Annotated in this window: 11 protein-coding genes; 8 read left to right on the top strand and 3 right to left on the bottom strand. The window is 44.1% G+C overall.

Annotation, left to right across the window (positions count from 1 at the left end):
- Window positions 1–205: 205 nt before the first annotated feature.
- The 7 genes from QWZ01_RS17325 (at window position 206) to QWZ01_RS17300 (ending at window position 11,748) form a co-directional block, all read left to right on the top strand.
- Window positions 206–3,376 carry an ATP-dependent helicase gene (locus QWZ01_RS17325; protein WP_290325405.1) on the top strand — a complete coding sequence of 1,057 codons (3,171 nt, stop codon included), beginning with the start codon at window positions 206–208 and terminating at the stop codon, window positions 3,374–3,376.
- Between the two features lie 339 nt (window positions 3,377–3,715).
- Window positions 3,716–3,859, top strand: coding sequence for a DUF6728 family protein (locus tag QWZ01_RS26025; protein ID WP_353959414.1), 144 nt, complete (start codon window positions 3,716–3,718; stop codon window positions 3,857–3,859).
- Window positions 3,856–4,233 carry a RidA family protein gene (locus tag QWZ01_RS17320; protein ID WP_290325403.1) on the top strand — a complete coding sequence of 126 codons (378 nt, stop codon included), beginning with the start codon at window positions 3,856–3,858 and terminating at the stop codon, window positions 4,231–4,233. The genes QWZ01_RS26025 and QWZ01_RS17320 overlap by 4 nt, the downstream gene beginning before the upstream one ends.
- A gap of 111 nt (window positions 4,234–4,344) precedes the next feature.
- Window positions 4,345–6,447: an ATP-dependent DNA helicase RecG gene (gene recG / locus QWZ01_RS17315; protein WP_290325401.1), complete on the top strand. Its 2,103-nt coding sequence runs from the start codon at window positions 4,345–4,347 to the stop codon at window positions 6,445–6,447.
- 180 nt (window positions 6,448–6,627) lie between these two features.
- Window positions 6,628–8,010, top strand: a complete 1,383-nt coding sequence (locus QWZ01_RS17310) for a M20/M25/M40 family metallo-hydrolase (RefSeq protein ID WP_290325398.1) — start codon at window positions 6,628–6,630, stop codon at window positions 8,008–8,010.
- Window positions 8,011–8,288: 278 nt separating this feature from the next.
- Window positions 8,289–9,608 (top strand): MFS transporter, encoded by a 1,320-nt coding sequence (locus tag QWZ01_RS17305; RefSeq protein WP_353959413.1) that lies wholly within the window; start codon window positions 8,289–8,291, stop codon window positions 9,606–9,608.
- An 85-nt stretch (window positions 9,609–9,693) separates the two neighbouring features.
- The gene (locus QWZ01_RS17300; protein ID WP_290325396.1) at window positions 9,694–11,748 is read left to right on the top strand and encodes a M13 family metallopeptidase; all 2,055 of its coding nucleotides are present in this window, start codon (window positions 9,694–9,696) and stop codon (window positions 11,746–11,748) included.
- A 220-nt stretch (window positions 11,749–11,968) separates the two neighbouring features.
- On the opposite strand, the gene QWZ01_RS17295 is transcribed toward QWZ01_RS17300, so the two are convergent.
- Window positions 11,969–12,916: a tryptophan 2,3-dioxygenase family protein gene (locus tag QWZ01_RS17295; protein WP_290325395.1), complete on the bottom strand. Its 948-nt coding sequence runs from the start codon at window positions 12,914–12,916 to the stop codon at window positions 11,969–11,971.
- A 149-nt stretch (window positions 12,917–13,065) separates the two neighbouring features.
- Between QWZ01_RS17295 and QWZ01_RS17290 the strand changes: the two genes are divergently transcribed.
- A complete protein-coding gene (locus QWZ01_RS17290; RefSeq protein WP_290325393.1) occupies window positions 13,066–13,542 on the top strand; it encodes a universal stress protein in 477 nt (158 codons plus the stop codon).
- Between the two features lie 159 nt (window positions 13,543–13,701).
- Here QWZ01_RS17290 and QWZ01_RS17285 read toward each other — a convergent pair whose 3' ends face one another.
- Window positions 13,702–14,991 (bottom strand): HAD-IB family phosphatase, encoded by a 1,290-nt coding sequence (locus QWZ01_RS17285; protein ID WP_290325391.1) that lies wholly within the window; start codon window positions 14,989–14,991, stop codon window positions 13,702–13,704.
- Between the two features lie 141 nt (window positions 14,992–15,132).
- Entirely contained in the window at window positions 15,133–16,098 is a 966-nt protein-coding gene (locus QWZ01_RS17280) for an NAD-dependent epimerase/dehydratase family protein (protein WP_290325389.1), read from the bottom strand.
- Window positions 16,099–16,122 lie beyond the last annotated feature (24 nt).

Below are 16,122 nucleotides of genomic sequence, written 5' to 3'. Positions count from 1 at the left end.
CTCCAAAGGAGATGACTTTTTAAAAAAATCTTTTTTCAAGTCTCCCCTTTTGGGGGAGATTTAGAGGGGGCTTAACCCTCTTTCAGCCGTAGGCGAAGAGAGGGTTGGCGAGCGAAGCAAAGCCAGGGTGAGTCTTCATGCCTAAAAATATTAGCAATTAGCGATTGACATCCCAGTACGTTTTCCGTAGTTTTACTCAACAATTATGCAATCGAACTTAAATAAGTATAACGATAAATTTCAGGCAGCTTTGGCCGGATTAAACCCCGAGCAGCTGGCCGCGGTAAATAAAATGGATGGTCCCGTGCTGGTAGTGGCCGGGCCGGGAACGGGTAAAACACAGATACTGGCGGCTCGTATTGGCAAAATATTAACCGATACTGATGCCCTGCCCAACGAGATCCTGTGCCTTACCTATACCGATGCGGGTGCAGTGGCCATGCGAAAACGTTTGTTTGAATTTATTGGCCCTGATGCCTATCGCATCAATATATATACCTTCCATGCTTTTTGTAACGAGATCATCCAGGAAAACCTGGAATATTTTGGCAAGCTGAATTTGGAGTCGTTATCTGACCTCGAATCGGCTATGCTGTTCAGGGAGTTGGTGGATGAATTTGATAATGATCACCTGCTCAAACGCTTCACCGGCGATATTTACTATGATACCAAACGTTTGAAGGATTTGTTCTCGACCATGAAACGAGAGAACTGGGATGCAGAAATGATTGAGCGTGCTGTTCAGGAATACCTGGACGATATTCCCAATCGTGAGGAGTTTACTTACAAACGCGCCAACGCTAAAACTGGCATAAAAGTAGGCGATCCTAAACAGAAAGACATCGATGCCGCCCACGAGGTAATGAAAAAACTGGTGGCGGCCGTGCGTGAGTACAAAAACTACGATGCCAAAATGAAAGCCCGCGGCCGCTATGATTATGATGATATGATCATTTGGGTGCTCCTTGCTTTTGCTAATAATGAAGAGATACTGCGTAAATACCAGGAACGCTACCAGTATATTCTGGTTGATGAGTTTCAGGATACCAGCGGGTCGCAAAATGAGCTGCTGCGTTTTTTACTGAACTACTGGGAGGTGCCCAACGTATTTGTGGTGGGTGATGATGACCAGTCTATATTTAAGTTTCAAGGTGCCAACATGAAAAACATCCTTGACTTTGCTACTGACTATGTGGATACCCTGCATACCGTGGTGCTTAAACACAACTATCGCTCCAATCAGCATATCCTGGATATTTCAAGGGCACTTATCAACAATAATTTTGAAAGGTTAACAAGTCAGCTGAAGCTGGATAAAGACCTTCGTGCATCGCACAGTCGTTTTGCCGAGTTTACGGTTGAACCCGTGATACGCGAGTATGAAAATCCTGACCAGGAACTGGTTGATGTATCGGCCCGTATCAAACATCTGATAGATGATGGCGTGGCTCCCGGCGAAATAGCAGTGATCTACCGCAACCACAGCCAGGTGGAGGAAATGATCAAATACCTGGATGTTCAGAAAATAGCGGTAAATACCAAACGTAAAATTGATGTGCTTACGCAGCCCTTTGGCGAAAAAATCATCAACATTATGCGTTACCTGGCTATGGAGATCGATTCGCCATATAGCGGGGATGAGTTGCTGTTCGAGATCATGCACTATGATTTTTTCAATATAGCACCTATTGAAATTGCCAAGGCCAGCATTGCGGTATCTAAAGAAAACTATGGTGCTGTAAGCAATAACAAACCCAAAACCTCCATCCGCCGTTATGTAAGTGAAATGCGTCTGCCTGCACAGGCCGATCTGTTTGATCCGGCAAAAAATGTGGAGATGAAGTATCTCATCAACAATATTGATGAGTTGATAAAATCCGCCCTGAGCGTAACTCTGCAGCAGTTTTTTCAGGATGTGATAGCTAAAATGGGTATCCTCCGGTACATTATGCAGCAAACCGATAAGGGCGGCCATATGCAGATGCTCACCAGCTTTTTTGATTTCCTGAAAGATGAAAGCCGCAAAAATCCGGAAATAAAACTGCCTGATCTGATTGCCACTATCGACCTGATGAAGAAAAACAGCATCAGGCTTGATCTGAACCAGGTGATTTTTTCAGACAATGGCGTTAACTTTTTAACAGCCCATGGTTCAAAAGGCCTGGAGTTTGAGCATGTATTTTTTATAGGCTGCGATAAACGTACCTGGGATAGCAAGGGCCGAAACAGTGGTTTCAGCTACCCCGATACCTTAACGCAAACTGCATCTGATGATATTGCTCAAAGGGAAGAAGCCCGTCGCCTGTTTTATGTGGCCATAACCCGGGCAAAACAGCACCTCAATATCTCTTATGCCGGAAAGGATAAAAAAGCAAAAGATCAGGAAGCAAGTCAATTTATCGGGGAGATACTGGCCAGTACCGATTTGCAGGTGCAATATCCGAAAGTTACGGAAGATACCATGCTCGGTTTCTATATGACCCAGTTCAGTGAGGCCGAAAAACCTAAGGTTGAACTACTGGATAAAAACTATATTAACCAACTGCTTCAAAATTATACCCTGTCGGTTACGCACCTGAGCAATTATCTGGATTGCCCGCTGCGGTTTTATTTTCAGTGTTTGATCAGGGTGCCATCGGGCAAAAGTCCGTCGGCTACGTTTGGGCAGGCAGTTCACTGGGCGCTTAACAAAACCTACAGGCTGCTGAAGGACAATGATAACGAGTTTTTATCAACTGAGCAGTTCATGAATGAGTTTAGGTGGTACATGGCCCGTAATCGTGACTCCTTCACCAAGGATGAATTTAAACTGCGCTTAGCCTACGGTGAAAAGATACTGCCGCCATATTATGAACAAAATGTTAATAACTGGAACAAGATTGCCATTACCGAGCGCACTATCAAGAACATTGAGATAGGCGGAGTGCCCATTAAAGGTAACCTGGATAAAATGGAGTTTGACGGCAAGCACGTAACGGTGGTCGACTATAAAACAGGGAAGCTCAAAAATGCTAAAGACAAACTCCTGCGACCAACTTTTGATGCTCCCAACGGCGGCGATTACTGGCGGCAGGGTGTGTTTTACAAAATTCTGGTTGATCATGACCGCACCAATGATTGGGAAGTAGTAAGCACCGTATTTGATTTTGTAGAACCCGTAAGCGAAGGCGAATACCACCGTGAAAAATTTGTGATAACCCCAGAAGATATAGAAATTGTAAGTGGACAGATCCAGGACACTTACGCCAAGATAATGGCCCACGATTTCAACACCGGCTGCGGCAAAAAAGAATGCGACTGGTGCCACTTCGTAAAAAGCAATTTTAAACAGGTTGATGAAATATTAGGTATTGTAGCGGAGGAGGAAGAGGAGTAATAGGTATCAAAAGGACTTGCCATGAAAAGCAGAATCTTTGATTTGCATGGTATACAAAAGACTCACCCGGTCTACGCTTCGCTGGACCACCCTCTCTTCGCCTGCGGCGGAAAGAGGGTAGGAGGAATGGAAATTTTGTCATTGCGAGGAGGAACGACGAAGCAATCGCGAACTTTACGGAGAGAACATACATAGTTCGCGATTGCCACGCTACCCTCGCAATGACAACTTTTTCCCGCACCCTCTTTCCAGCGAAGCCGGAGAGAGGGTAGACAAGCGTAGCGATGTCGGCGTGAGTAGATAAACATACAGAAGCATAAATTTTATTAGTTTTGTAACATGTATTTTTTTAGAAAAAAAGACCCCAACCGGCCAACAAATTTTAATTTGAGGGCAATGCACATTATTAATGCCATTGCTATCATTATGTTTTTGGCGGGGATAATTTATAAACTGATACAAGTGTTCATATTTAAAAAATGATGACAATAGTAAACACCAATAACGCGCCAGCCCCAATAGGGCCATACAGCCAGGCTACTATAGCCGGAAATTTTGTATTTGTATCAGGCCAGATACCGCTTAACCCCGCAACCGGTGAACTGGTAACCACCGGCATAACTGACGAAGCCAAAATGGTAATGGAAAACCTGAAAGCTATCCTGACTGAGGCTGGTATAGGCTTTGAAAATATTGTTAAAACCAGTATTTTCTTAACAGATATGGGCAATTTTAGCCAGGTAAATGAGGTTTACGGAACCTATTTTTCATCAAACTTCCCGGCCCGTGAAACAGTACAGGTATCAGCATTGCCTAAAGGCGTAAATGTGGAAATATCTGTTATTGCCGTAAAATAATTAGCCTCATCCAACCCTCTTCATCAGGAGAGGGCTTTTAATAAAAATCTGAAATTTATAACACGCTTATAAAAGTCTCCCCTTTAGGGGAGATTTACAGGGGCTTTATCTATGGATCCTTTTCAAACACCACTTGTATACTTAAAAGGTGTAGGCCAGTCCCGGGCCGAAGTTTTGAAAAAGGAATTAGGCCTGGCTAATCTTGAGGACCTGTTACGGCACTTCCCGTTCAGGTATATTGACCGTACCCGTTTTTATAAAGTAAAAGATATTCAGGCAGACCTGCCCTATGTACAGGTGCTGGCCCGCATTGTTAATAAACAGGTATTGGGAGAAAAGCATACCAAGCGATTGGTAGTTAATGCTAAGGACGATACTGGTATTCTGGAGCTGGTATGGTTCAAAGGCATCAACTGGATTGAAAAAACATTGATACCAGGGCAGGTGTACGTGATATTTGGCAAGCCAGGATTTTTTAACGGCCAGGCGCAGATGGCGCATCCCGAAATGGAGGCCTATACTCCGGCCAACATGCAGCGGCAAGGCAATGCCACGTTGCAACCGGTATATAATTCTACCGAAAAACTAAAACAGTTTCAGCTGGATAGTAAGGGTATTCAGAAACTTACCTCGGCTTTGTTAGGACTCCACGCAAAAGATATCCGTGAAAATCTGCCATTATACATCGTCAATAAATTTAAGCTCCTTAACCGGGCCGATGCCTACCGTAATATCCATTTCCCGGCTGATGCCAATTTATTGAACGAAGCCATCCTCCGGCTGAAGTTTGAAGAATTGTTTTTGCTGCAACTTAAGTTATTGCGCAATAAACTATTGCATACCCAAAAGTTTAAGGGCAATGTTTTTAACACAGTAGGCCATTATTTTAATGATTTTTATCATCACAAACTTCCTTTCCCTTTAACAGGAGCACAAAAGCGGGTACTCAAAGAGATCAGGCAGGATACCCAGCGTGGCGTACAAATGAACCGCCTGTTGCAGGGCGATGTGGGTAGCGGAAAAACCGTTGTCGCACTCATGAGTATGCTGATAGCTGTTGATAACGGTTTTCAGACCTGTATTATGGCACCTACCGAAATTTTGGCCACGCAGCATTATCAAACTATAGTAAGCCTGGTAGGTGATGACTTTATTGAAGTAGCCCTGCTTACAGGCTCAACTAAACAAAAGGATCGGAAAATACTGCACGAAAAACTGGAGAACGGTGAACTCAAAATACTGATAGGCACCCATGCGCTTATTGAAGATAAGGTGCAGTTTAAAAATCTGGGCTTTGTAGTGATAGATGAGCAGCACCGTTTTGGGGTGGAGCAAAGGGCAAAGCTATGGCGCAAAAACATTGTCCCGCCGCATATCCTGGTCATGACGGCAACACCTATACCCCGTACACTGGCCATGACGCTTTATGGTGATCTGGATGTATCCGTAATTGATGAGTTGCCTGTTGGCCGTAAACCGATACAAACACTTCATTTTTATGAAAACCAGCGCTTGCGCATGTTTGGCTCCATGAAAAAAGAAATTGCGCTTGGACGTCAGATCTATGTGGTATATCCGCTGATACAGGAAAGTGAAAAACTTGATCTGAAAAACCTGGAGGATGGTATTGAGGCCATGTCGCGTGAGTTTCCTTCCCCCACTTATAATTTGAGTATAGTGCATGGTAAGATGAAGCCTTCTGAAAAGGAAACAGAAATGCAGCGATTTATTAAACACGAAACGCAGATCATGGTGGCAACCACCGTAATTGAGGTGGGGGTGAATGTACCCAATGCCTCGGTCATGATCATTGAAAATGCCGAGCGTTTCGGCTTATCGCAATTACACCAGCTGCGCGGCAGGGTAGGGCGCGGGGCCGAGCAATCCTACTGTATCTTAATGAGCAGCCATAAGTTGAGTAACGATGGCAAGATCAGGTTGGATACCATGGTGAAAACTAACAACGGTTTTGAAATATCGGAGATCGATCTGCAATTGCGCGGCCCCGGTAATTTGGATGGTACGCAGCAAAGCGGCATACTTGATTTAAAAGTAGCCAATTTGGCTACCGATCAGGAATTGTTAATAAAGGTGCGCAAATGTGTTGAACAGATATTTGAGAAAGACCCCCAACTGGCCCTCTCCGAAAATCAGGTACTTCATCATGCTTTCCAGGGTAATAATTCCGGGTTAAGCTGGGATAAGATTTCGTGATCAATATTAAACTTATCATTTCGATAGAGCAGGGTGGTGTGTGCGTAGGAGCGAAAGAGAAATCTTCTGCGCCATGTAAGCCGACTTGCGCAGTGCAGAAGATTTCTCACTATCGTTCGAAATGACATCAGTTGTTTTGCCTCAAAATATTACATTTGTTAAACTGATCTTGATTTACAAATGAAAAAACTCTCCCTATTGCTGACTGCACTTTTAGCATCGGCCAGCCTGCTGCATGCGCAGGATTCCTTAACCATCCGCAAAATTTATGACGAAGCCCTGGTGAACGGCAAGGCCTATGAAAACCTGCGTTACCTGTGCAAAAATATTGGCCCGCGTTTAAGCGGTTCTGCAAATGCGCAAAAAGCGGTAGAGTGGGGCAAAAAACTGATGGAAAGCTATGGCTTTGATAAGGTTTACCTGCAGGAGGTAATGGTGCCGCATTGGGTAAGGGGAGCAAAAGAAACCGCTTTTATCATCGATGGTAAAACGCGTATCCCGGTTGCTATAGCGGCATTGGGTATGTCAGTTGCTACACCAAAAGAAGGTATTACAGCCAACGTGGTAGAGGTACGCAGCCTGAAAGAACTGGAAACCCTGGGTGAGAGCGTAATTAAAGGCAAAATAGTTTTCTTTAACCGTGCTTTTGATGAGCGTTTTATTGAAACAGGTCGTGCTTATGGTGCAGCCGGCGATCAGCGTTTTGCAGGCCCTGCCGCTGCCGCCAAATATGGAGCTGTAGGTGTTATTGTACGTTCGCTTACCAGTGCTGATGATGATTATCCGCATACCGGCGCAACAATGGCAACTCCGGGCACTAAGTCGATTCCTGCCGCTGCCATATCAACCAGGGCAGCCAATAAGCTGAGCAATATGCTGCGTTTACGTAAATTGCCGTTGATAAAATTCTATTTTAAACAAAGCTGCGAGTTGCTGCCCGATGTACAATCATACAATGTGATCGGCGAGCTTACCGGTACCGAAAATCCAAATAAGTTCATCAGTGTAGGCGGTCACCTGGATTCATGGGATCTGGCAGAAGGTGCACATGATGATGGCACAGGTGTAACGCAATCGGCCGAGGTGCTAAGAATTTTCAAAGCCACAGGTTATCGCCCTAAAAACTCTATCAGGGCAGTGTTTTTTATGAACGAGGAGAACGGCCATAAAGGCGGTTTAAAATATGCAGAGCTTGCCGCGCAAAACAAAGAAGAACATATTGCCGCCATTGAAACCGATGAAGGTGGTTTTACCCCGCGCGGCTTTAGCTTTGATGGTGTATCAAAAGATTTCCTGAAAAACATAAACGATAAATACAAAACCCTGCTGGAACCTTACGAGGTAGACCATCTGGTGGCTGGCGGCAGCGGTACGGATATAGAACCACTAAAAGAAAAACTTCCTGGTATTACACTGATCGGTTTCCGCCCGGATTCGCAGCGTTATTTTGATATTCACCATACACCAAATGATGTGTTTGAAAATGTAAACAAACGTGAACTCCAGTTAGGTGCCGCCGGTATAGCCGCGTTTATTTACCTGATAGATCAGCATGGCTTATAACAACTGATTTACCACGATTTTTGTAGAAACGCATGTAATGCGTCTCTTTTTTTGTCTGAACCACGATTAAACGGATTAAGAGATTGATTGGATTTTTCTGAAATGGTGATTTACAGATTATTCAATAGCTCCGAATCCCGTTAATCACTTAATCCGTTTAATCGTGGTTCAGACTAACTTTCAACCCCTTCCCTACAAAAAATCCAATCAAAACCACAAATCGTATTACCATATTCCAAAGTGGTGTTGTAAATTTGCGACTCATTTAAATCAACACTGTGGCCGACGACGGAGATAGTAAACCCAAAATTGATTCTTTTGCAGCATTGCGATATAAAGATTTTAGATCTTATGTGGGCATGCGTTTTTGTTTCACCTTTGCATACCAGATGCAGGCCGTTGTTATCGGCTTCTATATTTACCAGCTTACTAAAAGCGTTTTTGCCCTTGGCCTGGTAGGTTTGTGCGAAGCTATACCCGCCATAGGCATTGCCTTATACGGTGGTTACATTGCCGATAAATCTGAAAAACGTAAAATGCTGCTGTTCATATTCAGCGGTGTTATATTGGCATCCGCGGTAATGTTTACCGTTACTCTTAAAAGCATGAGCGCTATTATTCCAACCGGATGGATAGTGCCTATCATTTACACCATGATATTTTGTAATGGTATCGCGCGCGCTTTTTATGGCCCGGCAACCTTTACAGTGTATGCCCACAGTATCCCGAAAGAAGTATATCCTAATGCCAGTACATGGAGCAGCTCGAGCTGGCAGATAGCATCCATTATAGGCCCTGCTACCGGCGGGTTGATTTATGGCTATGCCGGGAAAATTATACCAGGGCTCACAGGCATAACAGCAACTTTTTCTGTTATCATTCTGTTCCTGTTGATCTCATTGGTGCTTGTTTTCATGTTAAGGAAATATCCGCCGGTGTTTGTTCCTAAAGAGAGTATCTGGAAAAGTTTATCGGAAGGTATCCACTTTGTGTTCCACAACAAAATGATGATCGGCGCTATGAGCCTTGATCTGTTTTCGGTGTTTTTTGGCGGCGCGGTAGCTTTGTTGCCGGTATTTGCCAATGAGATATTGAAGGTAGGAGCCGAGGGTTTGGGTATTATGCGTGCCACATCATCATTAGGTGCTGTATTAACCATGCTGGCTATGGCGCGTTTTTCGCCCATGGGCAAGCCATGGCGCAATTTACTTATCGCGGTTACGGGTTTTGGCCTGTCTATCATTTGCTTTGGGTTATCGCGCAGTTTTTATTTATCGCTGGTGTTTTTATTTACCGAAGGTGCCTTTGATAGCATCAGTGTAATTATTCGTGGTACCATTATGCAGTTGTTAACTCCCGATCATATGCGTGGCCGGGTATCGGCTGTAAACCAAATGTTCATTGGCTCATCAAACGAAATAGGTGCTTTTGAATCCGGAACGGCTGCTCGTTTACTGGGTACCGTGCCTGCCGTAATATTTGGCGGCAGCATGACCATGCTTATTGTGGGTTTCACTTATCTTAAAACCAAAAAATTAATTCCGCTTTCATTAAATCAGATACAACCGCCCGAAGTTGAAGTGAAATCCGCTGTGTAACAGATTAGTGTTGGTCGAGTCTTAGTTATTGTCAATTCAACTTTATAACTTAGACTTTTAGACTGATTTTAAAACATTAATTATTATGAGGATCACAAAATGGGCTTTAGCGGCTATCCCTGCCGTTATTCTGGCATCATGCGGGCAAAAAAAGGAGTCATCATCCTCCGCCGATGATGTTCCAAAGCGTACCGTATTTTTTGATAAATCGGGTATGGACACCACGGTAAAGCCGGGTGATAACTTTTTTCAGTACGCCAGCGGAAACTGGATAAAAAAAACAGAGATACCTGCATCGCAGCGTGGTTGGGGATCATTCTATACTTTGGATGATGACAATCAGAAAAACCTGCATAAAATACTGGAGCAAATAACCCAGCAGCAAAACCCTGCCGGCAGTAAAGAACAAAAGGTAGCCGATTTGTATATCAGCGGTATGGATACCGTAGGTATTGAAAAACTGGGTTCCGAACCTGTTAAGCCTATGCTGGCTAAAATTAACGCGGTTGCTGATTACAAACAGCTGATAAGCCTTGTAGCCGATAGCTATAAAGATGGTGACGGCTTTTTATTAGGCTTTTATGTAGCACCTGACGACAGGATAAGCACCAAAAATATTGCTCATTTTGACCAGGCCGGTTTAGGCTTGCCAAACAGGGATTATTATTTTAATGCCGATTCGGCCACGGTTAAGATACGTGCCGAGTACGTAAAATACATTGCCAAGCTATTTACCCTTATCGGTACCGATGCCGCGGCTGCCGCTAAAAAGGCCGATGGTATTTTAAAGCTGGAAACACTGATAGCCAAATCGCACCTTACACCTACCGAACTGCGCGATCCGGTTAAGAACTATAACAAGTTCGCCGTTGCCGACCTGCAAAAACAGATCCCGGATATTGACCTGAAGGATGCCTTTAAACGTATGGATCTGAATGCCGATACCGTATTGGTTGGTCAGCCCGCGTACTTTAAAGCTTTGGATGGTTTGCTGAAATCGCAGCCGATTGATGTTTGGAAAGATAAGGCAACATTTACAGCGCTTGATAATGCTTCAACCGCTTTAAGCAAGGCTTTCAGGGATGCTAACTTTGAATTTAATGGTAAAACCCTCAGCGGTCAAAAGCAACAACGCGAACGCTGGAAAACCGTTATTGAAACCATTGATAATGGCATTGGCGAGCTGCTGGGTCAGCTTTATGTTGAAAAATACTTTACACCTGAAGCTAAAGAGCGTATGCTTGCCCTGGTGAATAACCTGCAAAGCGTATATAAAGAACGCATAGAAAAGCTGGATTGGATGAGCCCTGAAACCAAGCAAAGGGCGCTTGCCAAGCTGGCCGCTTTCACCAAAAAGATAGGTTACCCTGATAAGTGGAAAACTTATAATGATGTAGAGATCAATAAGGATACCTATTATAAAAACCAGGAGTCGATGGCGCGCCACAGGTACAAGGAAATGATTGAGAAGGCTGGTAAAACTGTTGATAAAAGCGAGTGGGGCATGACACCGCCAACGGTTAATGCTTATTATAACCCAACCTTTAACGAGATCGTTTTCCCGGCGGGCATATTGCAGTTTCCTTTCTTTGATAAGGATGCCGATGATGCTATTAATTATGGCGCTATTGGCGCGGTTATCGGTCACGAAATGACCCACGGGTTTGACGACCAAGGCCGCCAGTATGATAAGGATGGTAACCTGAAAGACTGGTGGACAAAACAGGATGCCGATAAGTTTAAAAGTCGTGTTGGTTTAATGATCGGTCAGTACAACAAGTTTACTGTTTTGAATAACCTGCATGTAAATGGCAGCCTTACCCAGGGAGAGAACCTTGCCGATATAGGTGGGGTAGCCATAGCTTACCAGGCGTTTAAAAATACGCCTGAAGGTAAAAGTGATAAAAAGATTGATGGCTTTACGCCTGATCAGCGTTTCTTCCTGTCGTTTGGCCAGGTATGGCGTATTAAAACGCGCGATGAAACTATGCGTATGCGTATCAGCGTTGATCCGCACTCGCCGGAAATGTATCGTGTTAACGGCCCATTATCAAACACTCCTGAGTTTTACAAAGCATTTGACGTAAAACCAGGCGATAAACTTTACCGCCCCGAAAATGAGCGCGTGAAGGTTTGGTAGGTTTTATATGAATAAGCATATAATGTGTTTCATTTTAATGAGAATAAACAGAAAAGGCCATCCGTTGCGGATGGCCTTTTCTGTTTATAATAAGCTGTTGTCATTTCGACCAAAGGGAGAAATCTTATACATTCGAAATGCTGCATGTACAAGATCCCTCCTCGTACCTCGTTCGGGATGACAACGGGACTTTAAACTCACCACTCAAAACTTATTTCACTTACCCCAGTACACTCTCAACCCAGGCTTTGCCCCAGTTATCAAGTTCATCAGCAGTCCAAAGCGAAGGATAAAAGATACGTTTCTGAAAACGCGGTGGCAGGTATTTTTGCCAGTTGGTACCGCCGGTAGCCTTAATTTCTTCAGGTTCGCGGTTAAGGTAACGTACGGCCGATTTGTAATGCGATAGGGGCCAGTTTACGTTTACATTAATATCCAACTGTTTTAATTCGTTCTTCAGCTCAAGAGTTAACTGGCCTGTTACTTCAAACTGTGTAACAAGGGCGTTAAAGTTAAGGTGAACATTGGCCCGGCCAAGGTCAATGAAGGTTTTGGAATATTTTTTTTCAAACTGTTTAAGCGTGAGCGTTTTTTTACCGGTTGATAGTTCGGTAGCCCCAAATTTCCAGTACAGGAACTCAAACTGCTCTTCGATGGAGGCATTGAGCAGTTCCGCGCGTTTATCCTTATCAACCAGGTTTATAAAATCGGTAGCGTATATTTCTATCATGCGGTACTGACCCGATTGAAAACCACTGGCCGGAAGTAAGGACATCCTGAACTTCAGGAACTGTTCTTTCTCCATCCCATCAACCATGATCTCGAACGATTGGGTAAGGGCGCCAAAATACCGGTTAATACGTTTTAATCTCGCGGTGAAAAAATCAACGGTTAAAGGCTGCGCTTCTGCAATTTGTTTGCACTCATGCAGTGCCAGTTTAAAATACAATTCGGTGATCTGGTGATAAATGATAAATATCTCCTCGTCAGGAAACGGTGTTTTAGGGTTTTGCAGGCTCAGTAGGGTATCCAGATGAATATAATCCCAGTAGGTTAAAAAATCGGCGTACAGGAGGCCGTCGAGGTATGAGGTCATATCCTGGCCCATGGCCTCGTATTTTTCCTGCAAACGCGCCAGTCGTTCTTCAATTTCAGAATGGAAATGCATCGTCAAAGGTAATAAAAATGGTATGAGCTTACGGGGCAAGCCTATCTCAAAAAAACGGAAACATTTTTAGCCGGCAGATGTCTTAATAACAACATTCTGAACCTGAAATTTTTGAATTTCATTTCATACACAACTTAACCTTAAACTCAATGAAAATCAGCAAAGTATTAATAGGTATTGACGATAGTCCTTATGCCCGTAACGCTGCGGCATATGGTTTTGATATTGCACGAAGCTACAATGCCGCCGTAGGCTTGGTTCATATTATTGAACCCGCGGTAATACCTCCCAGCCCGGCCGATAATTTTGGCGGGGTAGTAATGGATAGTTCAATGGGGATACAGGAGGTTGAACTGGCCGAGATACAAGCCAACCAATCAGAATTGATTATTGAACGCACGGTAAAAGAATTTGGCGAAGGGATAGAGATAACCACCTTTAAGCAGTACGGTTCAAGGGCCGATGGTATAATTGAATGCAGCAAGGAATTTAATGCCGACCTGATTGTTTTAGGCACGCACAAGCGCTCGGGCCTCGACAGGTTATTCACCGGTAGCGTAGCCGAAGGAGTAATACGCCACTCCACCATACCTGTAATGATTGTGCCGTTTGTAGAGCATGCATAGTAGAGGTGTTGGGATTGAGGTGCGAAGAGCGAGATAGGAAGAAGAGCGAGGTTTCGGGTGCGGGGATCGGGCGTTATTTAGTTAAACCTCACTCTCCGCACCTGAAACCTCGCTCCAATTAAAAAAACTTCGCTCATCGTACCCAAAAACCGCTCCTTGCTAATATAGCAACCTGAATTTTATGGTATGTTCAATGGCTTTGAGTTCATTGAGTACCTGTGGGTCGTAACCTGTATTAACGTCAGTAATTACGTAGCCTATTTGCGGGTTGGTAACCAGAAACTCACCTACAATGTTAATGTTGTGGCGGGCAAATACTTCATTTATTTTGGCCAGTATACCGGGTATATTTTTGTGGATGTGTATTAAACGGTGTGCATTACTCACACGCGGCGGTTGCAGGTCGGGGAAGTTACAGCTGGTATGTGTTTTACCCTCATTCATGAAAGCCATCACCCTGCGGGGGATAAAATCGTTATTATGTGGGTTATGTTTAGGGTCGTCAAATATAATGATGCCGCTTTCTGTGGCGGTATCTGCTAATTTACGATTGCATTTGCCAAAAATACCGATCACTTTAAGCCGGCCCGCGTTTTGAACCTGCTCCGGGCTTGGCTGATTGGCTTCGTCACAAAATAAAACACCGGCTTCCTCTAAATATTTTTCTTCGATGCTTTCTCGGTGGCGTATGTTATAGCCTTCTTTTTTCATCTGCGCCAGTGCGTCGTCATCTACATCACCAACAACCAGGCATTTAATGCGGTTTTTAGGATATGAAATAGCGCGGGGAAGCTTGTTCAGATACAAAAACTCGTCGAAGCTGGGGGTGATATGATCGGCCTTTTCGGCTACAGATTTACGTTCGATGTTTTCAGTAAAGGCAAAAAACTTTTTAATCATGCCCGATTCCTTTAACTGGAAATCAGAGTAACCATCGCCAATACCATAGATATCGCCGGGGAGTTGCAGTTCTTTCAGCAGTTTTACCTTGCCGCCTTCCTGCGAAAGGGGGTTCTCCCTGTCGTACCCGATTATCTTGCCATCTTCATCAAACACAAAGGTGTTAGCGTAAATATTTTCCTTTTTAATGTGGTATTCGGTTACCACAGGTATAATAAACTCTTTAAAACCGCCCGATACGATGAGTACCTCATCCTGGTGGTTTTTAAAGAATATGGTATTGCGTGAAAATGAGGTAGATACCTTTTTCTTCAAAAAAGAGATCAGTTGTTTTAGATGGTCGCGGTCGGCTTCGAGCAGCTTAACCCGGTTTTCCAAACTTTGCGTAAATGACAGTTTGCCCTCCATTGAGGCGTTGGTCAAATCTTCAATCTGTTTGTAAATAGCCTCGCGGTTGGGGTGGTTTTTGAGAGAAATGCGGGCCAGTTCGTCAAGGGCTTCTACCTGTGTAAACGTGCTGTCGAAATCAATAATAAAGTACTGCTCCATCTTGGGTGCAAATGTGCGAATTTTTTTGCTGATGAGGTGAAACAGAGTTTAATATATTGAATCGGTAGAGTTAATGGGGAGTATACTTTAGGAAACAGCATGACAGTCCTTAAAATGATTCAGTAAATTCTGATTCAGACATTACTTCAACATCTCACAAACTTCCAAAATAGTTTTGCTAACCGGTTTAAACTCCATACCAATAGCCTGTTTAATTTTTGAGTTATCAAATGCCCTGAGTTCGGAGGCTGCCAATGCCGAGGTTTTATCAAGCGAGGGCGCTTTGCCTGTTAATGCCGCGATAAAGGCGGCTCCGCGCCAGGCCAATCCCATCATCCATGGTTTGGCTAATTTTGAGGGTGATTTTATACCGAAACCCTGGGCAATTTCGGTGGTGATATCTTTATAGGTATAATTTTCTGCACTGATGATAAAGCGTTCGGCAGTGATATCGCTGTGCATGAGGGCCACCATGCATTTGGCTACATCCTCCACATCAACAAAACCGCCGCTGCCGCCTGTGTAAAATTTAAGTCCTTTACGCACGGTTTCAAACAAGGCTCCGGTGCCTGTTTTGCCGGCACTGGCTCCTAAAATAAGGGAGGGGTTTACAATCACGGCGTCGAGGCCTTCGGCAGTGCCGCGCCAAACCTCCATCTCACTTTCCAGTTTAGATATAGCATAACCATCATTATCTGCCGATTGCTCCAGGTGGTGTTCTTCAGTTATGAGTTCGCCGGGTTTGGCCAAGCCGATGGCAGCAATGGAACTTACATGAACCATGCGGATGCTCATGGCGGCACATAAATTTACCAGGTTGGCCGTACCGGTAACATTGGTACTGATCATGGGCTCTTTATCGGCCTGTTTTAAGGATACCCAGGCGGCGCAATGATATACTTGTGTAATGCCCTCCAGTGCATCTTCCATGGCAAAAATGTTCAGCATATCGGCATCAACCCATTGTATTTGATGGCTAAAGGGTTGCAGTAACGCAGGTATTTTTGAGCTGGCTCTTTTGGTACAGCGTATTTGCGCGCCTTTACTAACCAGCAATTTTGCCAGTTCGGCTCCTAAAAAACCTGTTGCGCCGGTGATCAGTATCATATAATGCAAATGTGGTGATAGATG

It is taken from the genome of Mucilaginibacter aquaedulcis, assembly GCF_030409325.1.
GTDB lineage: Bacteria > Bacteroidota > Bacteroidia > Sphingobacteriales > Sphingobacteriaceae > Mucilaginibacter > Mucilaginibacter aquaedulcis.
Note: the sequence above shows the minus strand (reverse complement) of the source record. Positions and strands in the feature narration are given on the sequence as shown.

Coding starts and splice junctions, on each gene's coding strand:
- QWZ01_RS17325 (WP_290325405.1), top strand. CDS start 206: ATGCAATCGAACTTAAATAAGTATAACGATAAATTTCAGGCAGCTTTG.
- QWZ01_RS26025 (WP_353959414.1), top strand. CDS start 3,716: ATGTATTTTTTTAGAAAAAAAGACCCCAACCGGCCAACAAATTTTAAT.
- QWZ01_RS17320 (WP_290325403.1), top strand. CDS start 3,856: ATGATGACAATAGTAAACACCAATAACGCGCCAGCCCCAATAGGGCCA.
- recG (WP_290325401.1), top strand. CDS start 4,345: ATGGATCCTTTTCAAACACCACTTGTATACTTAAAAGGTGTAGGCCAG.
- QWZ01_RS17310 (WP_290325398.1), top strand. CDS start 6,628: ATGAAAAAACTCTCCCTATTGCTGACTGCACTTTTAGCATCGGCCAGC.
- QWZ01_RS17300 (WP_290325396.1), top strand. CDS start 9,694: ATGAGGATCACAAAATGGGCTTTAGCGGCTATCCCTGCCGTTATTCTG.
- QWZ01_RS17295 (WP_290325395.1), bottom strand. CDS start 12,916: ATGCATTTCCATTCTGAAATTGAAGAACGACTGGCGCGTTTGCAGGAA.
- QWZ01_RS17290 (WP_290325393.1), top strand. CDS start 13,066: ATGAAAATCAGCAAAGTATTAATAGGTATTGACGATAGTCCTTATGCC.
- QWZ01_RS17285 (WP_290325391.1), bottom strand. CDS start 14,991: ATGGAGCAGTACTTTATTATTGATTTCGACAGCACGTTTACACAGGTA.
- QWZ01_RS17280 (WP_290325389.1), bottom strand. CDS start 16,098: ATGATACTGATCACCGGCGCAACAGGTTTTTTAGGAGCCGAACTGGCA.